Source organism: Streptomyces sp. IBSNAI002, from assembly GCF_052244475.1.
Lineage (GTDB): Bacteria > Actinomycetota > Actinomycetes > Streptomycetales > Streptomycetaceae > Streptomyces.
The window spans coordinates 5,866,179-5,887,157 of sequence record NZ_JBQPXG010000002.1 but is presented as its reverse complement, the minus strand read 5'-3'; the positions used below and the strand labels follow the sequence as shown (position 1 = coordinate 5,887,157).

The following is a 20,979-nucleotide window of genomic DNA, read 5'->3' as shown; positions in this document are numbered from 1 at the left end:
TGCTGTGTGTCACAGCACCGGGCCACCGGAGTACTACGCGAGGGCGGTTACTTGATCCACTCCGCCCAGTCCATGTTCCAGCCGTTGAGGCCGTTGTCCGGGGCGATCTGCTTGTCCTTGGAGTTCTTCACGACGACCACGTCGCCGATCAGCGACTCGTTGTAGAACCAGGCGGCCGGGACGTCGCCGTTGCCCCCGCCGCGCACGTCACGCAGGCCGACGCAGCCGTGGCTGACGTTCTCCGAGCCGAACGTGCCCGAGGAAGCCCAGTAGTTGCCGTGCACGAAGGTGCCCGAGTTCGACAGCCGCATCGCGTGCGGGACGTCGGGGATGTCGTACTCCCCGCCGAAGCCCACCGTCGCGCCGTTCATCCGCGTGACCTTGTACTTCTCGCTGATGACCATCTGCCCGTTGTACGTGGTCGTCGACGGAGCGCCCGCGGTGATCGGGATGTTCTTGAGCACCTGGCCGTCGCGGACCACCTGCATCTGCTTGCTGCTCGCGTCGACCGTGGAGACCTGCGAGCGGCCGATGGTGAAGGTGACCGTGCGGGTCTGCTTGCCGTAGACGCCCGGGCGGCCCTCGACCCCGTCGAGGGCGAGCTTCACGGTGACCTTGGTGCCCGCGGCCCAGTACTTCTCGGGGCGGAAGTCGAGGCGGTCGTTGCCGAACCAGTGGCCCTCGACCGGAACGGCCGGCTCGGCCGTCACGGTGATGGCCTTCTCGACGGCCTCGGGGTTGGTGATGCCCCGGGTGAAGTTGATCGACACCGGCATGCCCACGCCGACGGTCGCGCCGTCCTCGGGCGTGTAGTGCCCGATGAAGGTGTTCGTCGGAGTCAGTGTGGTGAAGGTGGTGTCCTTGGCGGACTCCCGGCCCGCCTCGTCCTTGGCGACCGCGTGCACCTTGTACTCGGTGGCCGAGGCCAGGTGGCGGGAGGGCTCCCAGCTCGCGCCGTCGTCGGTCAGCTTGCCCTCGACCGCGTTGCCCTTGGTGTCGGCGACCGTCACCGTGGTGAGCTTGCCGCCGGTGCTCGTTATCTTCAGGACGCCGCTGGTCGCGACCTCCTTGGAGCCGTCGTCCGGCTTCACGCTGACCACGGCCTTGGACGCCTCGGTGCCGGTCTTGCCCCCGCCCCCGGCGTTGTCACTGCCGCTGCCGTTGTTTCCCCCGCCGCCGCCGCTGCACGCGGTGGTCAGCAGCAGGGCGGCCCCCAGCAGAAGGGCCGGCAGGCCGGTGCGGACGCGGCCGCGTATCGGCTGCACGTTCACTCTTGTTCTCCCCATGTCCCCCGCGCGCGGGCAGTCGCGCGCTTGCCGACAGGTAATCACATGGGGAGAACACGAAAAGCCACGGTCTTGTCACCATTCCGTCCCAAGTGCCCGGACGGCGAACGGCCCCGCGGGCATCCGTCAGACACCCCCCTAGTCGTCGGTGCCCGGTTTGGTGCCCCACACGTAGACGGCGTCCCCTTCGGTGAGCAGGTCCCACAACCGTGCGGCGTCGGGCACGGAGAGGTTGACGCAGCCGGCCGAACCACCGTGGGCGTACAGGTCCCCCGGGCGGCCGTGCAGGGCCTGGCCTCCGTCGAAGAACTGCGCGTAGGGCATGGGGGCGTCGTCGTAGAGCGTGGAGACGTGGTCCTTGCTGCGCCAGTACACCTCGTGCCAGCCGGGGCGGGTCTCCTGGTCGTCGCGGCCGGTGCGGATGGGCACGGGGGCGAAGAGGACGCGCCGGTCCCGCTGGACCCAGAGCAGTTGCCGGTCGAGGTCCACGCAGGTCACCCGGTACGTGCGGACGGGACACCGGCCCGCCGCGTTGGGGTCGGCGGCGGCTGCCACCGCGACCATCGTGCGGTGGGTGGCGAGGCCCGCGTAGCCGTCGGCGGGCCGGATGCCGTGGCCGCGCTGGAAGGCGGCGATCGCCTCGCAGTCGGCCGGGGACTGGACCCCGTCGACGGGCCGGCCCAGGTGGGCCTCCAGCTCCCGCTGGTAGGGGCCGGTACCGGCCTCGCAGCCCGTCTCCGCGGCGGCGGCCGTGGCGGGACCGGTCTGCGCCGCCGCCGCGTGCGACGGGACCGGGCCCGCCAGGGTGAGCAGCGCCGCCGCGGCCAGTGCGGCCATCGCGCCGCCCACGCCCGTCGGGCGGGCCCTGTCCGTCCGGTGCGCCGTGCCCGTCGCGTTCCCTGCCCTCATGCGGACCTCCTCGCGCCCGCCGGCCGGGCCGCTGGGGCCAGCCAACCCGGCCGGGCCGGGCCCGGCCCGGCGGGTGCGCCGGCGGAGTGAGGAGGTCACTCCGCCGGCGCACCCGGGGGCGGCCCGGACCGGCCGGGGACGGGCCGGAGCCGGGGCCCTCGGCGCCGTCGGGGTGCTACGGGCGGTGCTCGGGGTGCTCGGGCTTGTCCTTGCCGTGGTCGCCCTTTCCGTGACCCCCCTTGCCGTGGTCGCCCTTTCCGTGGCCGCCCTTTCCGTGGCCGCCCTTTCCGTGGCCGCCCTTTCCGTGATCGCCCTTGCCGTGGTCGCCCTTTCCGTGGCCGTCGCGCTTGTTCTTCAGCGTGACCACCAGGCGCCGGTCCGGGGTCGTGCCGTCCAGCCGCAGCGGACCGGTCACCCGGTCGGCGGGCAGCACGTAGCCCTCGGGGACCGCCGTCTCCAGCAGGTAGTACCAGCCCTCGGGGAGCGGGCCGAAGTCACAGACGCCGGTCCGGTCGGTGGCGCAGCCGGCCGCGGCCCGGCGGTCCGGGTTGATGCCGACCGTCTGGAGACCGGCGGTGTCGTTGGTCTCCTGCCAGACCTCGAAGACCGCTCCGCGCAGCGGGCGCCCGGTCTTGGCGTCCTGCTTGACGATGCGGATCGAGCCCTCGTACCCGCCCTGTGGGGTGTTGGGGACGGCGACGACGATGCCGTCCGCCACGTCGCCCGCGTCGAGGTCGAAGCGGGTGACCGGGTCCGCCGGCGGCTCGTACCCCTCCGGGGTGACCGTCTCGCGCCAGTAGTAGGTGTGCCCGGTCGGCAGCTCCACCGCGCAGATGCCGGTCGATCCGGTCACGCACACCCCGTCCCGGTCTGGAGCCCGGCCGTGCCGTTGCTCTCCCGCCACAGCTCGAACTCGGCGCCGGCCAGCGGGAGGCCGGTGGCCGCGTCGGTCTTGCGCAGTTCCACCCGGGCGCCGTCCGGCGGCTCGGGGGTGCGGCGGTTGTCCACCGGGACCCGGATCCCGGCTTCGGCGGTCGCGGGCGTCAGGATCAGCTCGTGGACGGTCTCGGACGGCAGGTCGTAGCCGAGCGGAGCCTCGGTCTCCCGCCAGTAGTACGTGCCGAGCTCGACGGTCTGCTCGCAGATGCCGCTCGCCGGCGTGGTGCACTCGGTGACCAGGGTGTCGGGGTTCGGACCGGAGGTCTGGAGCCCGGGCGTCCGGTTGCTCTCCCGCCACAGCTCGAACTGCGCCCCGGCGAGGGCCGTGCCCGTCCCCGTCTCCTGCTTGAGGACGGACACCGAGCCGGTGACCGGGGCGGGGCCGCCGCACTCGGGCAGGTCGCCGTTGAAGGGGTAGGCGTGGAACTCCTGGCCGCCGCCCCCGACGGTGTCGCTGCCGTGGGTGACGGAGCCGGTGGTGAAGAAGCGGCCGTTGATGCCGGGCAGGGTGATCGTGGTCTCGGAGCTCTGCTGCCCCATCAGGAAGCTGCCCTGGAACTGGCCGCCGCCGGTCAGGTTCACGGTGGTGGCGTCCGGGAAGTTCCACAGCAGCCGCTCGCGGTAGGCGTTGAGCGGGTCGGTGTCCTGGATGCCGCCGCTGTAGGTGTTGATCGTGCGGGTGGCGCCCAGCACGTTCACCAGCACGGTGGCCGTGGCCGGGATGCGGGCGAAGCGGATGCCCTGCTGGCGGCCCTCGTTGCCGACGAGGTTCGCGTCGACGTTGAAGACCTGGAGCGCGGAGGTGCCGTCGCCGGTGAACACCGTCTCGAAACCGCTGTTGAGGACCGTGCCGGTGGCCGGTCGCAGTCGCCCCTCGACCCTGGCGTAGCACTGGCTGGCGGCGCTGAGCCGGTCACGCAGTCCCGCGTGCGGGGTGACGGCGGCCGGGTGCGGGGTCAGGATCCCGGAGACGGATCCCCTGAGGGTGCCGGCGTACCGGACCCTGCCGCGGTCGGCGAGCAGCCGCTCGCCCTCCGCGACGGTGATGTCCCCGCCGGTGGTGAGGAAGTCGGCGCCGTCGGGCGGCGGCACGAGCGATCCGGCCCCGACGATCCCGACGTTGTAGCGGCTGTCGCCGCCCGCCAGCTTGTCCTGGTCGAAGTCGCCGAGGACGACGAGGCGGCCCTCGGCCTCGGAGGCGCGTCCCCTGACCCGGAAGTCGCCGCCGGCGAAGATGTTGATGCCGTTGTCCCGGCCCACCGGGTTCCCGCCCGTGCCGATGGGCGGGAACGGGTCGGGGCAGCGCCCCGGTACGCAGGGGCCCAGGCCGTCGGGCAGCGGCGCTCGGGCGGCCGCAGCCGCCGGCCGTTCGCCGCCGGGCCCCGCCGCGAGGGCGGTGGGGGCGGCCGAGGCCAGGACGGCCCCGACCGCCAGCCCGAGGGCCCATTTCCTTGCTGACATGACGCTCCGTCCGTTACGCGCTGCCCGGATGTGCCCTGACAGGCTGGAGGCAGGCGTCGGCGGGCGCCGCGAGGACACTCCCCGCTACGGCATTCCGATCACACGAATCACTCTTCCGGGCAGCGGTCAGGCGATGGCGGAGCCGGCGACCCAGTCCGCCCAGGACATGTTCCAGCCGCCCAGGCCGTTATTCGGGGCCACCGTCTTGTCCTGTGAGTTGACGACCTCCACCACGTCCCCGACGAGGGTCCGGTCGAAGAACCAGCCGGCCGGGGTGTCCGAGCCGCCGCCCTTGTCGTCGCGCAGGCCCACGCACCCGTGGCTCAGGTTGGCCGAGCCGAAGGTGTCGGGGCTGACCCAGTAGTTGCCGTGCAGGAAGGTCCCGGAGGAGGTCAGCCGCATGGCGTGCGGGACGTCGGGGATGTCGTACTCCCCGCCGAAACCGACGGTCTGGCCGTTCATGCGGGTGACGTCGAAGAGCTCCATCACCACCATCTTCCCGTTGTAGGTGGTGGTCTTGGGCGCCCCGGCGGTGATCGGCAGGGTCTGCAGCAGCGTCCCGTCCCGGCGGACCTCCATGGTGTGCGCGGCCGCGTCCACGGTGGAGATCTGGGAGCGGCCCACGGTGAAGGTGATCGTCTTGTCCTGGATGCCGTAGGAGCCGGGCGCGCCCTCGATGTCGCGCAGGTCCATCTTCACGGTGACCTCGGTGCCGGCCTTCCAGTACGTCTTGGGCCGGAAGTCGAGCCGCTCCTTGCCGAACCAGTGGCCGACGATCTCCACGGGCGGGTTCGAGGTGACGGTGATGGCCCGCTCCACCTCGGCGCGTCGTGTGACGGCCCGGCTGAAGTTGAACGAGACGATCATGCCGGTGCCGACGGTGGAGCGGTTCTCCGGCTTGAAGTAGCCGATGAACCGCTCCTCGGGAACGTAGGTGGTGAAGGTGGTGTGCCGGGCCTGGCGGCGGTCGTGTCCGTCGAGGGCGACGACGTCCACGGTGTACTTGGCCGCGAGCGAGAGCCGGGCGGACTCCGGGTCGGGGCTCCAGCTGAGCCCGTCCTCGGCGATCGCGCCCGGAACCCGCTCCTCCTGCGCGTCCTCGACCTTGGTGACCACGACCCGCTCCAGCCTGCCTTCGGGGACGGTCACGCTGAGGCGTCCGTCGGCGGGGACCCCCTTGGCGTTGTCGTCGGGGGTGATCCGGATGGCCTCGTCCGGCGAGCGGGGTTTGCCGGGCAGTGCGATCTCGACCGGGGAACGGCCGTCCTCGGTGCATCCGGCCAGGCCGCCGAGCAGGCCCGCCCACGCCGCCACGGCGGCCAAGCCCGCCCCTGCCCGCCTCGTCAGAAGTGTCACGCCCCCTCCAACGACCGGGGCCCTCCGGGGGAAACGTGAGGGGCGTGGACGTTCCGGGCAGAACAGTCCGGGCAGAACAGTGTGAAGGACCAGACGGGGACGGGCCCGGGCCGGGACGCCGGGGCCGCACTCCCCTCCCCCGCAGGTACCCAGGAGCCGTGGAGGCGGGCAGTGTCGAGCGCAGCCGAGCAGGAAGAGGCGGTGGAAGCCGTCGGGAACGTGGTGGACGCCGCGGACGCGGTGGACACCGAGAGTGCGGTTCGGGGCGGCGGTCCGACCGCGCCCGCACCGAACGGCCAGGTCAGGGGCCAGGTGTTACGGACGTCCGGGCGGCCGGGGCCGCCGGTGTGGCCCGGTTCCTCGCATCCGCTGGGGGCCCGGTTCCACCACGGTCCGGACGGGACCGCGGGCACCAACTTCGCGCTGTGGGCGCAGGGCGCGGAGGCGGTGGAGGTATGCCTGTTCGACGGGAGCGGGGCCGAGACCCGCTGCGCCCTGACGGAGCTCACGCACGAGATCTGGCACGGCTTCGTGCCGGGCGTGCGCCCCGGGCAGCGGTACGGATTCCGGGTGCACGGGCGCTGGGACCCGTGGACGGGCGCCCGGTACAACCCGTCGAAGCTGCTGCTGGACCCGTACGCGCGGGCGGTGGACGGCGAGTTCGGCCTGCCGCCGGAGGTGTACGGGCACGTCCGGGACTGGCCGCAGCAGTACATCGCCGACACGGTGCGCGACGACCGGGACTCGGCGCCGTTCGTGCCCAAGGGGGTCGTGGTCCACGATGACGACGACTGGGCGGACGACGTCCGGCCGAAGACCCCGTGGGCCGACTCGGTGATCTACGAACTGCACGTGCGCGGCTTCACGATGCGCCATCCCGGGATCCCCGCCGAACTGCGCGGCACCTACGCGGGCCTGGCCCATCCGGCGGCCGTCGAGCACCTGGTGAAGCTGGGCGTGACGGCGGTCGAACTGCTGCCGGTGCACCAGTTCGCGCACGAGGACCACCTGTTGCGGCGCGGGCTGCGCAACTACTGGGGCTACAACTCGGTCGGCTACTTCGCCCCGCACGCGGGCTACTCGTCGAGCGGTACGGCGGGCCAGCAGGTCGGGGAGTTCAAGCGGATGGTGCGGGCCCTGCACGCGGCGGGGATCGAGGTCATCCTCGACGTGGTCTACAACCACACGGCGGAGGCGGGCGAGCTCGGTCCGACGCTGTCCCTGCGCGGGATCGACAACCGGGGCTACTACCGGCTCCAGTCCGACCAGCGCCGGTACGCCGACTACACGGGCTGCGGGAACACCCTGCACGCGGGGCGCCCGCACGTGCTGCGCCTGATCACGGACTCGCTGCGGTACTGGGTGACGGAGATGGGGGTGGACGGCTTCCGCTTCGACCTGGCGGCGGCACTGGCGCGTTCGATGCACGACGTGGACATGCTGTCGCCGTTCCTTGCGGTGATCGCCCAGGACCCGGTGCTGCGGCGGGTCAAGCTGATCGCCGAGCCCTGGGACGTGGGCGCGGGCGGCTACCAGGTGGGGGCCTTCCCGCCGCTGTGGACGGAGTGGAACGACCGGTACCGGGACGCCGTACGGGACTTCTGGCGGGGCGCGCTGCCCGACGTACGGGACCTCGGGTACCGGCTGTCGGGGTCGAGCGACCTCTACGCGTGGGGCGGGCGGCGGCCGTACGCCTCGGTGAACTTCGTGACCGCGCACGACGGGTTCACGCTGCGGGACCTGGTGTCCTACGAGCGCAAGCACAACGAGGCGAACGGGGAGGCGGGCCGGGACGGGACGAACGACAACCGGTCGTGGAACTGCGGGGTGGAGGGCGATCCGCCGGAGGGCACGGACGCCCGGATCGCCGCGCTGCGCCGGCGGCAGCTGCGCAACCTCCTCACCACCCTGCTGCTGTCGACGGGGGTGCCGATGCTCGTCGCGGGGGACGAGTTCGGGCGCACCCAGGACGGCAACAACAACGCGTACTGCCAGGACAACGAGACGGGGTGGGTGGACTGGTCCCTGCTGGAGGACCCCGCGTGGCGGGAGCTGTTCGCGCTGACCGCGCGGCTGATCTCGCTGCGCCAGGCCCATCCGGTGCTGCGGCGGCGGGCCTTCTTCTCCGGCCGGCCGCAGGGGGTGGACGGGCTGCGGGACCTCGCCTGGTTCACGCCCGCGGGGGCGGAGATGACGGAGCGGGACTGGTACGCGCCGGCCGCGGCGCTGGGGATGTACCTGTCGGGGCGGGACATCCCGGGCCGTGACGAGCGGGGCCGCCAGGTGACGGACGACAGCTTCCTGGCCCTGCTGCACACCGGGGACCGGCCGGTGCCGTGGGTGCTGCCGGGGCCGCCGTGGGCCGAGGTGTACGAGGTGGTCCTGGACACCTCGCGCGAGGCGCAGTCCGAGGCCCCGCTCACCCGGCACCGGGGCGGCGAGACGCTGACGGTGCCGGCCCGCTCGGTGCTGCTGCTGAGGGTGGCGCGATAGCGGCGGCCCGGCGGCGGCCCCGGACCGGGTGCGGGCGGCGGACCTGCCCGCGGGGCTGCTTCCGGACGTGCGCGAACGCCCCGGACGGGAGTCCGCTTTCGCCCTGCGATGATGTGTTCGACATCGTCGCTGAGGGGGGCCGTGCATGGGGAGAGTCGGATTCGCGCTGCGGGAGCTGCGCGGGGCGCAGAAGTCGGCGAAGGGGGTGTCGCTCTACTCACGGTTCGTGAACCGGCCGACCGGGCGGTACCTGGCCGCCGGATCGTACGCGCTCGGGCTCACCCCGAACCAGGTGACGCTGATCAGCGCCGCCTTCAGCTTCGCCGCCGCCGCGGCGGTCGCGCTGTGCGCGCCCTCCTGGGGGCTGGGGACGGCGGTGTGGGCCGCGCTCGCCGTGGGCTTCGCCTTCGACTCCGCCGACGGCCAGCTGGCCCGGCTGCGGGGCAGCGGCAGCGCCGCGGGCGAGTGGCTCGACCACGTCGTGGACTGCGCCAAGCTGACCGCGCTGCACTCGTGCGTGCTGATCGCGTTCTACCGCTTCCCCGACGCCTACGGGACGGGCGGGGACGGCTGGCTGCTGGTGCCGCTGGGCTTCCAGTTCGCCGCGATCGTGACCTTCTTCGGCGGGCTGCTGACCGAGAAGCTCAAGCCCCGGCCGGCTCCGGGCAGCCCGGCGCCCGTTCCGTCGACCCTCCGCGCGGTGGCGTTGCTCCCCGTGGACTACGGGGTGTTCTGCCTGGTGTTCGTGCTGCTCGGCGGCGGGGAGCTGTTCGCTCTCGTGTACGCCGCCTTCGGAGCGGTCGCCGGGCTGTTCCTGGTGGCGTTCCTCGTGAAGTGGTTCCGGGAGCTCAGCGCCGTTCGGCGGTGAACGGCTCCGCCGCCGCGAGCGGTTCGGCGAGCGCGTCCAGCGCCCGGCGCAGCTGGGTGCTGGAGGTGTGGACGGTGTACGGGAAGTACACGACGTCGACGCCGTGGGCGGCGAAGTCCTTCTCGAGCTTGTCGCCCTTGGGAGTGCCCCGCCAGTCGTCGCCCTTGAAGATCACGTCGAAGCGCACCTGCTTCCACGTCTCGACCTTGTCCGGCACCGTCTCGACGAAGGCCGCGTCGACGTACTTCACGCTGCGGACGATCTCGAGCCGCTCGACGAGCGGGATCATCGGGCGGCGCCCCTTGGCCAGTTCGGCCATCTCGTCGGAGACGACCCCGGCCACCAGGTAGTCGCACTGGCTGCGTGCGTGCCGAAGGATATTGAGATGTCCGATATGGAACAGATCGTAGGCACCCGGCGCGTAGCCGACTCGATACGGTCTGCGCGCGGGCGCGCCAAGTTCGGACATATCCCGCTCCGTCATCTGTTACCCCCCAGCGGCCACACCCCCCGGTGTGGCGGATTAGCAGACAATAGCGTGCACGTTCCGCAGCACGCGGATGAACGAATAGGGTGACGTGCGCATCATCCAGGGGAGAAGGGGACGCTCAGTGTCCATATCCGGTCACCGGCGCCTGCTGCTGGTCTCCACCAACTACGCGCCCGAACACGCGGGAATCGGGCCGTACGCCACTCAGATCGCGGAACACTGGGCGGCGGATCTCGGCCACGAGACCCATGTCCTCGCGGGAATGCCACACTACCCGGCGTGGTCGGTCGAGCCGGAGTACAAGGGGGCGCTCCGGCGCACGGAACGGCGCGCAGGTGTCACCGTGCACCGGCGTGCGCACACCGTGCCGCAGGTCCAGACCGCCGTGAAGCGGGCCCTGTTCGAAGGATCGATTCTGCTGCACGGAGCCGCGGCCCCGCCCCGGATGCCGAAGCCGGACGCGGTCATGGCCCAGATGCCCAGCCTGGCCGGAGGAGTGCTCGCCGCCCGGCTCGCGGCCCGGTGGAAGGTCCCGTACGTCCCGGTCGTCCAGGACCTGATGGGCGCCGCCGCCGCGCAGAGCGGGATCAGCGGCGGCGACAAGGCGGCCGCGATCGCCGGCCGCGCCGAGGCGTACGCGCTGAAGCGGGCCACCCTCGTCGGGGTCATCCACGAGACCTTCGTGGACCGGGTCGTCGGCATGGGTGTGGACCCGGCCAGGATCCGCCTCGTCCCCAACTGGTCCCACGTGGCCGAACCCACCAAGCCGCGCGGCGAGACCCGCCGCCACCTCGGCTGGGCCCCGGACCAGACGGTCGTCCTGCACTCCGGGAACATGGGCCTCAAGCAGGGCCTCGAGGTGCTCGTGGCAGCCGCCCGGCTGGACCCCGCTGTCCGGTTCGTCCTGATGGGTGACGGCAGCCAGCGCGCGGCCCTCGCCGAACTGTCAGCCGATGTACCCAATCTGGACATCATCCCCCCTGCCGCTGACGGCGAGTTCCCGGATATCCTCGCGGCGGCGGACGTACTCGCGGTCACGCAGCACGCCGCCGTACTGGACATGAGCGTTCCGTCGAAGCTCACCTCGTACTTCCGGGCCGGCCGGCCCGTCGTCGCCTCCGTGGCGGCGGAGGGCGGGACCGCCCAGGAAGTGGAGCGCTCCGGAGCAGGGGTGCTCGTACAGCCCGAGGACCCCGAAGCCCTGCTGAAGGCCGTACGGGTCCTGGCCGAGGACCGCGAGGGCGCGGACGCACTGGGAGCGGCCGGGCCCCGCCACGTGGCGGCGCACCTGAGCCGTGAAGCGGGCCTGGCCCGCATCGACGCACTGATGGACGAAGCACTTGGGGGTCCCCGGCCGTGATCGAGACGAACCGCCCTGCAGCGGCACCGGCCGAGGACGAACCCGATCTTCTCCGGGACCAGTTCCGGCAGCTCCTGCGCTACCGCCGGCTGCTCGGCGCGGGCATCGGGATAGGCCTGCTGGGCGGCGTCTACCTCGGTGTCTCCACCGCCGACACCTACGTCGCCACGGCCGACGTGGTGCTGCGCGCACCCACCGACGACCCCTTCAACCCGAGCCTCGCCCCCGACAAGGCGATCAACATCGGCTCGGAACGCCAGGTCGCGCTCAGCTCCTCCATAGCCAACGAGGCGGCGAAGAAGCTCGGTGTCTCCGCCTCCGGGTTCGCCGCCCTGCGCAGCGGGCTCCAGGTGACCAACCCGCCGCAGACGATGGTGCTCCGGTTCACCTACACCGCGTCCTCCCCCAAGGAGGCCGCCAAGCGCGCCAACGCGATGACCGAGGCCTACCTGCTCAAGCGGCAGGAAGCCCTCGACGTCACCCGCGACAAGATGGTCAAGGGCTACCAGGACCAGCGCGATCCGGTGGCCAAGCAGCTCGACGAGCTGGTCAAGCAGATCAACTCGATGCCGGCGGGCCCCGGGCGCGACGCGGCCTACTCCTCCAAGACCGACCTCCAGAGCAAGGTCAACACGCTCAACAGCAACATCGCCAAGCTCCAGGCCCTGGACATGACCCCGGGCCGGGTCACCAGCGCCGCGACCGCGCCCCCCGGGGCCGACGGCCCCGGCATCGTGATGTCGCTCGCGCTCGGCGGGGCCGTGGGCCTCGCGCTCGGCCTGCTGGCCGCCTGGGTGCGGCTCGTGTTCGATCCGGCGCCGCGCTCCGAGGGCGACGTGGCCCGGGCCCTGCGCGCGCCGGTCCTCGGCTACCTGCCCCGCGACCGGACCGGCGGCGGGCCGCTGCTCGCCGCGGGCGAGGCCGATCCGCGGCTCGCGGAGGAGTACCGGTCGGTGGCCTTCCGGCTCGCCTACGACTCCCGCTTCGCCGACCGGCGCCGGCTGCTCGTCGTCGCCCCGCGCGGCAGCAGCGAGACCGCCGCCGCGGTGGCCGTCAACCTCGGCGCCTCCTTCGCGGAGACCGGCAAGGACGTCCTGCTCATCGAGGCCGACCTGCGCACCCCCGTACTGGCCAGCCAGCTGCCGACCGACGCGGGCGGCCGGCCGCGCTGGAGCCAGACCCCGGGCAGCGCGAAGGGCGGCGGGCGCCACGCCGACTCCGAGTGGCCCGACGGGCGCCAGCTCGTCGTGGACGCCGGGGAGTCCGGCTCCTTCGACCTGATCCCGGGCGAGCGCGCGCGCAACGTGCCGCGCGCCCTGACCTCCGCCCGCGCCACCCGGCTGATCTCCGAGGCCGACTCCCCCAACTCCACCGTCGTCGTGCTCGCGCCGCCGGTGCTCTCGTACGCCGACGCCCTCGCCCTCGTCGACCGCGTCGACGGCGTCCTGGTCGTCTGCGACCCGCGCGCCGTCCACCGCACCGACCTGTCCCGGATCCGGGAACTGATCAGCGGAGCCGGCGGGACGGTCCTGGGCGCGGTGCTGCACGCCCCGCTGCCCGGCGAGAAGCGCGGCCGCGGCAAGGGCAAGGGGGCCGCCCCCGTGCCCGCACCCGCTCCGTCACCGGCCGCGCCGCAGCCGCTGACCCGCGAGTCGGCCGAGCCGGAACAGCACATCCCGGGCGACGGCACCGACACGGTCGCGCTGCGCACCGTCCGCATGGGCCGGAGATGAGCCGGGGCAGACTCGCCGCCGTCTCCTCGGTCCTGGACCAGGCCGCCTCCAGCGCCACCAACATCCTGGTGCTGGTGCTGGCCGCCCGGCTGTCGTCGGCGGCCGGGTTCGCCGCCTTCTCGATGGTGTACGTGACGTTCACCGTCCTGCTGGGACTGAGCATGGCCTACGTCGGCCAGACCCTGGTCCTGGAGAAGGACGGCGAACGGCTCGGCGCGGCCTGCCGGTCGGCCGTGGGCTTCACCGGCGCCGCCTCGGGCGCCGTCGGCGCGGTGCTCGCCGCGACCGGCCTGCTGCTCGGCGGGGCCGGCGGTGCGGCCTTCCTCGCGCTGGGCCTCGTACTGCCGCTGGTGCTCGTGCAGGACGGGCTGCGCTACTGCTTCTCGGCGCTGCGCGCCCCCGAGCGGGCGCTGGCCGCCGACGCGCTGCGGCTGGTGTGCGTGGTCGCGGCGCTCGCGGCGCAGCCTCCGGGGGCTTCGGCGGGGCGGCTGGTGCTCGTGTGGGGCCTGTCCGCGCTGCCCGCGCTGGGGCTGGGCCTGTGGCTGCTGCGGCCGTACGTACGGGGCGCGCGGGCGGACCTGCGGCCGTACCTGCGGCGGGGGCACCTGGGGCAGCGGTTCGTGGTCGAGTTCGCGGTGGGCAACGGCTCGAGCCAGCTCGCGGTGCTGGGCCTCGGCGTCTTCGCGACGCCGCTGGCCGTGGGCGCGCTGCGGGGCGCGACGACCCTGTTCGGGCCGCTGAACGTGCTGTTCAACTCGGCGAACTCGTTCGCGCCGCCGGTGCTGTCGCGGCTCGGCGGCGGGCGGCGCGCGGTGGTACGGGCGACCGCGGCGCTGGGCCTGCTGCTGGCCGCGGTCGGCGCGGGCTGGGCGACGGTCCTGGCCCTGCTGCCGGACCGGCTGGGCCGGGAACTGCTGGGCGACACCTGGACCTCGGCGGCCGCGCTGCTGCCGGCGACGGGGGCGCAGTACGCGGTGATGGGCCTGGGCACGGCCGGCCTGCTGACGCTGCGCGTGCTGGCCCCGAAGGCCACGCTGTCGGTGCAGGTGGTCTTCTCGCTGCTGTCCGTGGCCCTGCTGCTCGGCGGGTACGCGGTGTGGGGCCCGCTCGGCGCGGCCTGGGGCCTGGCGGCCGGCTCGGCCCTCAAGGCCGCGGCCGCCTGGCGCCGCGTAACCCACCTCCCGGCCCCGGCCCCGGCCCCGGTCCCGACCCCCTGACCCCCGCGGGGGCCGGGCCTAGCGCAGCGTCTTGGTGCGGTCCTGGCGGTACGTGGCGACCAGCGCCAGGCAGAGCGCCGCGATCGCCACCCGCCCCGAAGCCTGTAGCAGCGGCCCCCGCAGCAGGATGAAGGAGTAGCCCGCCACCAGCGGGACCACCACCGAGATCAGGCTCCCCGGTGGAGCCCTCCGCGTGGCCCGCTTCGCATAGCGCCGGTCGACGCGGGCCGCCGCGTAGCCCATGCCCAGCAGCCCCGCCCCCATCCCCAGCGGTCCGAAGTCGAGCCACAGCTCCGCCCAGATCGGCGACGAGAGGTTGGTGTTGACCGTGCCCATCCACTGGCCGACCATCACGCCCGTGTCCCGCGGCTTCCCCTCCCACACCGACCTCGGCACGGCGAAGAAGATCGACCCGGCCAGCTGGCGCCCGTAGAAGTGCCCGGGGCCGGACTCCGAGAAGGTGATGGTGTTGGCGAACATGCCGATCTGGTCGTAGTCCTTGAGGGCCATCGGCTCCAGGAAGGACGTGGTCTCCACCGGCTTGTAGTTCTTCTCGTCGTACCGGAAGCGGTCCGCGAACGGGAAGACGAGCAGGGCGACGACCACGGCCATCGACAGCGCCACCCGGTACATCGCCGCGCTGACCGGGAAGACCGTGAAGAGCAGCGCGAACATGACCGTCAGGAACCAGTAGCGCGGGTTCGAGATCGGGTTGTTGACCACCAGGTTCAGCAGCGCGAGCGCCGACCAGGTGACGATGATGGACACCTTGCGCCGGGCGAACTTCGAGGTGATCAGCCAGCGCGTGTACAGCAGCAGCGAGAGCAGCGCCGGCACGGTGCCGAAACCGCGCAGCAGGGCCTGGCCGGCCTGCCCGTCGCCGTTGGAGACGCCCGCCTCCTCGATGCCCGCGATGATCTCCTGGCGGCTGGAGAAGAACACCGCCGGGCCGCCCAGCTTCATCACGAAGACGGCGCTGCACAGGAAGGACAGGGCGGTCAGCAGCTGGAGCCGGCGCCGGTGGGTCATCACCGGCCGCGGCTGCTTCTGGGAGCCGCCCGCGCGGCCGGCGGGCCGGTGCCGGGCGAGCAGGACGCCCACGTCGAAGGCGGTGCAGCCGAGCAGCACGAGCCCGATGGCGGCGGTGAGGTCGGAGCGGGGGCCGACGACGGGCGTCGGGACCTGGCCCAGGACGGCCTGTGCGAGGGGGGCCACGCCCATGGCCATGTAGACGAACAGCCAGAAGGAGCCCTGGAGGAGCTTGCGGCGGCTGGTGAGCACCATCGCGGACAGGCGGGCGCCCGCGTACATGGTGAGCAGCAGCTGGAGCCAGAACGCCGCGTCGCGCGCGCCCGCACCGGTCTGGACGGCGACGAACAGCGGCAGGAAGACGGTGAAGCCGAGGGCGAGCGGGACGGACAGCGCGCGGGAGAGCAGGGTGCGCGGGGTGGTGACCCGGCCCCACAGGGTCTCGTCCTCGAAGGGGGACGGTACGGGTGTGACGGGGGGCTTGCGTATGTCCGTTGCCACTGCCGCCCCCACCCCATGTGCCTGGTCCGCGCGCAGTCTAGTCTGAGCGGGCCGCGCCAGGGGAGGCGCGTTCGCGCGGAACGATCGGGGCTTCAGTTGCGTGACCTTCCTGCCTTCACGCTGGCCGGGTACGACAAGGGGCGCGGGCTGCTGGCGCAGGCGCTCTGGTTCGCCGTGATGAACACGCTGTTCATGAGCTGGTTCTGTCCGGCGCGGCTGCGGGTGGCCCTGTTGCGGGCCTTCGGGGCGAAGATCGGCGAGGGCGTGCTCATCCGGCACCGGGTGCGGGTGCTGTGGCCGTGGAAGCTCGACGTCGGGGACCACACCTGGATCGGCGAGGGCGTCTGGCTGCTGAACCTGGAGCCGGTGACGATCGGTTCGCACGTGTGCCTCTCGCAGGAGGCCATGCTGTGCACCGGTTCGCACGACCACCGGGCCGCCGACTTCCGCTACCGCAACGCGCCGGTCACCGTCGAGGACGGGGCGTGGGTGGCGGTACGGGCGACCGTGCTGGCCGGGGTGACCGTGGGCCGCTGCGCGGTCGCGGGCGCGGGCGCCGTCGTGCACAAGGACCTGCCGGAGCTGACCCTGCAGACCCAGGACGGGCGCCGTCGCCCGGTGGAGGAGCCCAAGTGAGAGTCCTGCACGCCGTCACCCTGCACTCGCCCTCGCACGCGTTCGGCGGGCCGGTGCGGGTCGCGCTGAACCTGGCGAAGGGGCTGCGGGCCCGGGGCCACGAGGCGCGGCTGCTCGCGCTGGGCGAGGGTTTCCCCGAGCCGTGGCCGACGGACGTCGAGGGGGTGCCGGCAAAGCTCTTCCCGGCGCGGCGGATCCTTCCCCTGGGCTTCAGCGGGATGACCTCGCCGGCGCTGCTGGCCTCGGCCCGGCGGCTGGTCGGGGACGCGGACGTGGTCCACGTGCACCTGGCCCGGGACCTGGTGACCCTGCCGGTGGCCCTGGCGGCGCTGCGGGCCGGCCGGCCGCTGGTGCTCCAGACCCACGGGATGGTGGACCCGAGCGAGAAGCTGCTGGCCAAGGTGCTGGACGCGGTGGCGGTGCGCCGGCTGCTGCGCGGCGCGGACGCGGTGCTGTACCTGACCCCGCACGAGCGGTCGGGCCTGGACGCGGTGGTCGGCGGCGCTCCGCTGGCGACGGCGGTCCGGCTGGTCAACGGCACCCCGGCGCAGGAGGAGCGGCCCGCTCCGAGCGGGCCCCCGCGCATCCTGTACTCGGCGCGGCTGCAGGCCCGCAAGCGGCCGGTGGACTTCGTGGACGCGGCCCCGGCGGTGCTGGCCGCGCACCCGGACGCGCGGTTCGTCGTGGCGGGCCCGGACGAGGGCGAACTGGCCGGCGTACGCGCACGCGTCACGGCCCTCGGCCTCACCGACCGCTTCACGGTCCCGGGGGCGCTGTCCAGCGCGGAGGTGCTGGCGGAGCTGCGCCGGGCCCACGTGTACGTGCTGCCGTCGGTGGACGAGCCGTTCCCGATGTCGGTGCTCGAGGCCCTCGCGGTGGGCGTCCCCCCGGTGGTGACCCACTCCAACGGCCTGGCCCGCGACATCGCCGCCGCGGGCGCGGGCCGCGCGGTCGACCCGGGCCCGGCGGGCGTGGCCTCGGCGGTCCTGTCCCTGCTCGACCCCGCGGCCAACGCCGCCGCCTCGTCGGCGGCCCGCAAGCTGGCCGAGGAGTCCTTCTCGATGGATGCGGTCCTCGACACCCTGCTCCCGGTGTACGAGGCGGCCCTGCGGGGCTGAGCGCGGGCGCCGCGGCTCAGATGTCACGGCGCTGTTCCACGACGGGGAGCGCGCCCATGGCGCGGCGGCGCTTGAGGACGCTGGTGTACACGGCCAGGCCGATGAGCCCGACCCCCATCATGATCAGCCCGACCACGTCGAGGTTGACGCTCTCCATCTCCCAGTCGGTGGCGAAAGTCAGGATGGCTCCCACCACTATCAGACCGATGCAGCCACCAAGGCCGGTCATGTCATTCGCCTCCGAAGGCTCGCTGTCGTCGTACTCCGGCCCCGCGAATACCCCCACCCTCCAACGAAAAACGCCCCCAGCGGCCGGCGATCCGGCTGCGGGGGGCGTCGGGTGCCTCAGGAAGGCTGCGCGGATACCGTGTGGCCCATGCCGTCATCACTACTGGAGACCCCTCGCGGCGCGGCCGGGCTGGCGCGGTCACTGCTGCCTCCCCTCGGCGACCGTTGGCTTCACACACAAGGTGTCGCGGCACGTGCCCGGGAACTGGCTCAGGCGGTACCGGAAGGGGAACGAGGGCTGCTGGTCGCGGCCGCGTGGTTGCACGACATCGGCTACGCGCCACCGCTCCACGACAGCGGCTTCCATCCCCTCGACGGGGCCAGACACTTGACGGTGCTCGGCGCGTCGGGGCGGCTGGTACGACTGGTCGCCCACCATTCGGGAGCCGCGTACGAGGCCGAACAACGCGGTCTGTCCGCGGAGCTCGCCGTGTACGAGCGAGAGGACTCCGCGCTCCTGGACGCCCTGACCTGCGCCGACATGACGACGGGGCCGGCCGGACAGCGACTCGGCTTCAAGAGGCGCCTCGACGAGATCCTCGTCCGTTACCCGCCCGACAGCGATGTCCACACGGCCGTCAGCACGGCGGTTCCGTATCTGGCGGGCGCCGTGGCGCGCACCAGTGAGCGCCTCGGCGGTCAGCCGATGTAGGGCTCGGACCGGCCCAGGAGTCCGTGGTCGATTCGCATGCGCATGGACGGGTGGATGCTCACTGCGTCCAGCTCCTCCCGGGCCAGGAAGACCACGTCCCTACTCTCGTTGCTCGTCCGGCGCTCCCCGCCGACGATGCGGGCAGAGAAGCAGATCGAGAACTGCTGGCGGACCTCGCCGTCGTCGTACGCCATGACGTGACGCGGATTGGTGTAGAGCCCGATGAGCCCGGTCACTTCCACGGTGAAGCCGGTCTCCTCCCTGGTCTCACGGACGGCGGCATCGGAGACGGACTCACCCACGTCCACGCCGCCTCCGGGCAGTGCCCACAAGTCGTTGTCGGTCCTGTGGATCAACAGGATCCGGCCGTCGTCGTCGAGGGTGACGACGGTCACCGACGGGACGAGGCTGTTCGCCTGGGGTGCGTTCGGGTCGTTGAAGTAGTCCACTCGGGCCATGTCTGACAGCCTCCCACGCCCTATACGGCGGTGCCGCGTTCCCAGGCGTAGTCGAAGCTCCTCATGTAGTGCCTGAAGCTGCGGCCGCCCGGGATGTAGCGGAAGTGCAGGACCGGGTTCTGGCCGGCCGGCGCCCCGAGTACGTGGGGGTTCACGAGTACGTCGTCATCGAAGCGGTAGATCGAGTTGTAGAGGATGGTCTCGTGCAGCCGCACCTCTACTCCCGGCGTCGCCGTGGCCGCGTCGAGATACCGCCGTGTCATGCGCGACCGGGCTGCGAGATCCGCCCCGATCCCCTCCTCCTCGCCTCGCTGCCTGATGACCTCGGATGTGGGATCACCGAGGAGAATCCGCACTTGGGCACCCGTACGCGCCTTGCCGGAGAGCCTCTCCGCGAGATCGGGATGCCCATCGAAGAGGAACAGGCCTGCGTAGACGAGGACTTCGACATGGCTGACGGCGTTGTCGATCAGAGACGACCAGAGGTCCATGGGCACGACACCACGGTGCGGGTAGTAGGTGACCAGCTCGGACGCACTGGCCGTCTCGGCCTGTCTGGCAACCGTCGGCCACAGGTAGACCTCGTCCACGCCGAGAAGCGTCGCGGTCTTCCAGCGATGAGACCGGTGCGGCGTACGGTCGGCCGTGATCCAGCGTTCCACCGTCTTGGGATCCACACCGACCCGCGCGGCAACCGACTGGATGGTGGCGCCATGCGCCGAAATCGAGGCGCGCAAACGCTCGTTCGCCATGATCCTGACCTACCTCGGGGACGCCCGGACGTTTCAACGGTATCCCGGGACGTCCCTGAACGTCCATTCAGTCGGTGATGTGTCCACTACTCTGCGCGGTTTCCTGCTGGGTGTCCGGGCATCTTCGCTCCGCACACTCCAGGGGACCGAACCATGAGTCAGAAGCACAGCGGCAGGAGCCGCAGGACCGTACTGCCCGACCCGCCGCCCGGCCCGAGTCCGCGCCTGCTGGTGCTGGCGGCCCGGGGTTGGGCGCGCTTCGCCGCGCAGCACGCGAGCGTCTCGGGCGGAACGAAGGAGAAGCGTTGAACAGCAGCGACTCGTTCGGGCACGCATCGCACCCGTGGATCGGCCAGGCCGTGCAGGACGTCGCCACGAAGGGCACAGGCAGGCTGATGGCCGTCGTGCACGAGAAGGTGCTCAATCACGAAGGGCACGATCGCTGGGTGGAACTGGCCTACATCCGGCCCGCCTCCGGCATCGAGTGGTCCACGGCCGTGGACAACATCTCGCTCGTCCGATAGCGGTCACGACTCCCCCTGAGCTCCGCCCGGGCGTGCCGACGGACGGAGTCCGGAGCAGCGGCCCGAAGCCGGAGAGGCCCGCCAGGGCCGAGCCGCGCGAGGGACGCGTCAAAAAGGGTGACGCCCCCCAGCGGCCGGCGATCCGGCTGCGGGGGGCGTTCGGGTGGGGCTGGGGTCAGGCCGGGATCCAGGCGTAGCAGCCTGAGGAGTTGAACTCGGCCGTGCCCGAGGGGATCTTGGCCGTGATCTTGTCGCCCGCGTTGGGCGGGGTCTCCGGGCCCGAGGCGAGGATCGAGCCGTCCTTGGACTTCGCCTCCCACGTGCAGGTGGAGGCCTGCGTCAGGGCGCGGTAGGTGCCGGCCGCGGGCGAGGTGCGGGGGCCTTCGGGGAAGCCCTTCTCCGCGGCTGCGAGGATCGGCTTCTGGTCCGGGCACAGGTGGGTGATCGCGTCCTTGGCGCCCGCGATCTCCCCGGTGATGACGGCCCCGGTCGCCGCGTCCTTGTCCCGCTTCGCGGTGTACTGCACCCGCTGGCATGCCTCCTGACCGGACTGCAGGACGGCCGCCGGGTCCATCTTCTCCGGGACCCGCCCGCTCAGGTACTTCTTCTCCTGCGCCGTGAAGGTGCCCGTCTTCGGCGTGAGCTTCGCGTCGGGCAGGACGGGGCCCGTCGGCTTCGCGGCGAGGGCGGGCGCCGAGGGCGCCGGGCTGTCCGCGGGGTCGGGGGCCGCCGACGAGGCCGGGGGCTTCGCCTTCGCCTCGGCGCCGGAATCGGCCTTGCCCCCGCCGGAACTGCAGGCGGTCAGCGTCAGGGCGGCGGTCAGCAGGACAGCGGCCGCTGCGGAGCGTCGGTACATCGGATGGCTCCCGTGCTTACTGGGGTGGGACAGGGGTGCGGGGCCCGGCCAGG

The 20,979-nt window shown here is 72.5% G+C and carries 21 protein-coding genes; 10 read left to right on the top strand and 11 right to left on the bottom strand.

Annotation, left to right across the window (positions count from 1 at the left end; translation table 11 throughout):
* Nucleotides 1-47 precede the first annotated feature (47 nt).
* The 5 genes from ACTVZO_RS28420 to ACTVZO_RS28400 form a co-directional block, all read right to left on the bottom strand.
* Nucleotides 48-1,286 carry a L,D-transpeptidase gene (locus ACTVZO_RS28420; protein WP_443301046.1) on the bottom strand — a complete coding sequence of 413 codons (1,239 nt, stop codon included), beginning with the start codon at nt 1,284-1,286 and terminating at the stop codon, nt 48-50.
* Between the two features lie 138 nt (nt 1,287-1,424).
* The gene (locus ACTVZO_RS28415) at nt 1,425-2,123 is read right to left on the bottom strand and encodes a L,D-transpeptidase family protein (RefSeq protein ID WP_443303293.1); all 699 of its coding nucleotides are present in this window, start codon (nt 2,121-2,123) and stop codon (nt 1,425-1,427) included.
* Between the two features lie 247 nt (nt 2,124-2,370).
* Nucleotides 2,371-3,048 carry an MSCRAMM family protein gene (locus tag ACTVZO_RS28410; RefSeq protein WP_443301045.1) on the bottom strand — a complete coding sequence of 226 codons (678 nt, stop codon included), beginning with the start codon at nt 3,046-3,048 and terminating at the stop codon, nt 2,371-2,373.
* The gene (locus ACTVZO_RS28405; protein WP_443301044.1) at nt 3,045-4,595 is read right to left on the bottom strand and encodes a choice-of-anchor A family protein; all 1,551 of its coding nucleotides are present in this window, start codon (nt 4,593-4,595) and stop codon (nt 3,045-3,047) included. Before ACTVZO_RS28405 ends, ACTVZO_RS28410 begins: the two co-directional genes overlap by 4 nt.
* Before the next feature lie 126 nt (nt 4,596-4,721).
* Nucleotides 4,722-5,942 carry an Ig-like domain-containing protein gene (locus ACTVZO_RS28400; RefSeq protein ID WP_443303292.1) on the bottom strand — a complete coding sequence of 407 codons (1,221 nt, stop codon included), beginning with the start codon at nt 5,940-5,942 and terminating at the stop codon, nt 4,722-4,724.
* Between the two features lie 180 nt (nt 5,943-6,122).
* On the opposite strand from ACTVZO_RS28400, the gene glgX reads away from it, so the two are divergent.
* A complete protein-coding gene (glgX, locus tag ACTVZO_RS28395; protein ID WP_443301043.1) occupies nt 6,123-8,444 on the top strand; it encodes a glycogen debranching protein GlgX in 2,322 nt (773 codons plus the stop codon).
* A 145-nt stretch (nt 8,445-8,589) separates the two neighbouring features.
* Nucleotides 8,590-9,312 (top strand): CDP-alcohol phosphatidyltransferase family protein, encoded by a 723-nt coding sequence (locus ACTVZO_RS28390; RefSeq protein ID WP_443301042.1) that lies wholly within the window; start codon nt 8,590-8,592, stop codon nt 9,310-9,312.
* On the opposite strand, the gene ACTVZO_RS28385 is transcribed toward ACTVZO_RS28390, so the two are convergent.
* The gene (locus tag ACTVZO_RS28385; RefSeq protein WP_443301041.1) at nt 9,293-9,781 is read right to left on the bottom strand and encodes an adenylyltransferase/cytidyltransferase family protein; all 489 of its coding nucleotides are present in this window, start codon (nt 9,779-9,781) and stop codon (nt 9,293-9,295) included. The genes ACTVZO_RS28390 and ACTVZO_RS28385 overlap by 20 nt on opposite strands.
* A 172-nt stretch (nt 9,782-9,953) precedes the next feature.
* Here ACTVZO_RS28385 and ACTVZO_RS28380 point away from each other — a divergent pair, with 172 nt between their 5' ends.
* The 3 genes from ACTVZO_RS28380 to ACTVZO_RS28370 are packed head-to-tail and all read left to right on the top strand — an operon-like array spanning nt 9,954 to nt 14,112.
* Complete coding sequence (locus tag ACTVZO_RS28380) at nt 9,954-11,162, top strand: glycosyltransferase family 4 protein (protein WP_443303291.1); 1,209 nt, start codon at nt 9,954-9,956, stop codon at nt 11,160-11,162.
* Nucleotides 11,159-12,895: a lipopolysaccharide biosynthesis protein gene (locus ACTVZO_RS28375; protein ID WP_443301040.1), complete on the top strand. Its 1,737-nt coding sequence runs from the start codon at nt 11,159-11,161 to the stop codon at nt 12,893-12,895. The genes ACTVZO_RS28380 and ACTVZO_RS28375 overlap by 4 nt, the downstream gene beginning before the upstream one ends.
* A complete protein-coding gene (locus tag ACTVZO_RS28370) occupies nt 12,892-14,112 on the top strand; it encodes a hypothetical protein (RefSeq protein WP_443301039.1) in 1,221 nt (406 codons plus the stop codon). The genes ACTVZO_RS28375 and ACTVZO_RS28370 overlap by 4 nt, the downstream gene beginning before the upstream one ends.
* Before the next feature lie 18 nt (nt 14,113-14,130).
* Here the strand turns inward: ACTVZO_RS28370 and ACTVZO_RS28365 are convergent, their stop codons facing one another.
* The gene (locus ACTVZO_RS28365) at nt 14,131-15,630 is read right to left on the bottom strand and encodes a hypothetical protein (RefSeq protein WP_443303289.1); all 1,500 of its coding nucleotides are present in this window, start codon (nt 15,628-15,630) and stop codon (nt 14,131-14,133) included.
* A gap of 108 nt (nt 15,631-15,738) precedes the next feature.
* On the opposite strand from ACTVZO_RS28365, the gene ACTVZO_RS28360 reads away from it, so the two are divergent.
* Nucleotides 15,739-16,278 (top strand): WcaF family extracellular polysaccharide biosynthesis acetyltransferase, encoded by a 540-nt coding sequence (locus tag ACTVZO_RS28360; RefSeq protein WP_443301038.1) that lies wholly within the window; start codon nt 15,739-15,741, stop codon nt 16,276-16,278.
* Complete coding sequence (locus ACTVZO_RS28355; protein WP_443301037.1) at nt 16,275-17,396, top strand: glycosyltransferase; 1,122 nt, start codon at nt 16,275-16,277, stop codon at nt 17,394-17,396. The genes ACTVZO_RS28360 and ACTVZO_RS28355 overlap by 4 nt, the downstream gene beginning before the upstream one ends.
* 16 nt (nt 17,397-17,412) lie before the next feature.
* Here ACTVZO_RS28355 and ACTVZO_RS28350 read toward each other — a convergent pair whose 3' ends face one another.
* Entirely contained in the window at nt 17,413-17,625 is a 213-nt protein-coding gene (locus ACTVZO_RS28350; RefSeq protein WP_443301036.1) for a hypothetical protein, read from the bottom strand.
* Nucleotides 17,626-17,772: 147 nt separating this feature from the next.
* Here ACTVZO_RS28350 and ACTVZO_RS28345 point away from each other — a divergent pair, with 147 nt between their 5' ends.
* Nucleotides 17,773-18,336: an HD domain-containing protein gene (locus ACTVZO_RS28345; protein WP_443301035.1), complete on the top strand. Its 564-nt coding sequence runs from the start codon at nt 17,773-17,775 to the stop codon at nt 18,334-18,336.
* Here the strand turns inward: ACTVZO_RS28345 and ACTVZO_RS28340 are convergent.
* Together ACTVZO_RS28340 and ACTVZO_RS28335 are read right to left on the bottom strand one after the other, a co-directional pair.
* Nucleotides 18,324-18,794: an NUDIX hydrolase gene (locus ACTVZO_RS28340; RefSeq protein WP_443301034.1), complete on the bottom strand. Its 471-nt coding sequence runs from the start codon at nt 18,792-18,794 to the stop codon at nt 18,324-18,326. The two genes, ACTVZO_RS28345 and ACTVZO_RS28340, sit on opposite strands and share 13 nt — an antisense overlap.
* 20 nt (nt 18,795-18,814) lie before the next feature.
* The gene (locus tag ACTVZO_RS28335) at nt 18,815-19,546 is read right to left on the bottom strand and encodes a helix-turn-helix domain-containing protein (protein WP_443301033.1); all 732 of its coding nucleotides are present in this window, start codon (nt 19,544-19,546) and stop codon (nt 18,815-18,817) included.
* 153 nt (nt 19,547-19,699) lie between these two features.
* Here ACTVZO_RS28335 and ACTVZO_RS28330 point away from each other — a divergent pair, with 153 nt between their 5' ends.
* Together ACTVZO_RS28330 and ACTVZO_RS28325 are read left to right on the top strand one after the other, a co-directional pair.
* Nucleotides 19,700-19,855 (top strand): hypothetical protein, encoded by a 156-nt coding sequence (locus ACTVZO_RS28330; protein ID WP_443301032.1) that lies wholly within the window; start codon nt 19,700-19,702, stop codon nt 19,853-19,855.
* The gene (locus tag ACTVZO_RS28325) at nt 19,852-20,070 is read left to right on the top strand and encodes a hypothetical protein (protein WP_443301031.1); all 219 of its coding nucleotides are present in this window, start codon (nt 19,852-19,854) and stop codon (nt 20,068-20,070) included. Before ACTVZO_RS28330 ends, ACTVZO_RS28325 begins: the two co-directional genes overlap by 4 nt.
* Before the next feature lie 175 nt (nt 20,071-20,245).
* On the opposite strand, the gene ACTVZO_RS28320 is transcribed toward ACTVZO_RS28325, so the two are convergent.
* Nucleotides 20,246-20,926 carry a hypothetical protein gene (locus tag ACTVZO_RS28320; protein ID WP_443301030.1) on the bottom strand — a complete coding sequence of 227 codons (681 nt, stop codon included), beginning with the start codon at nt 20,924-20,926 and terminating at the stop codon, nt 20,246-20,248.
* Nucleotides 20,927-20,979 lie beyond the last annotated feature (53 nt).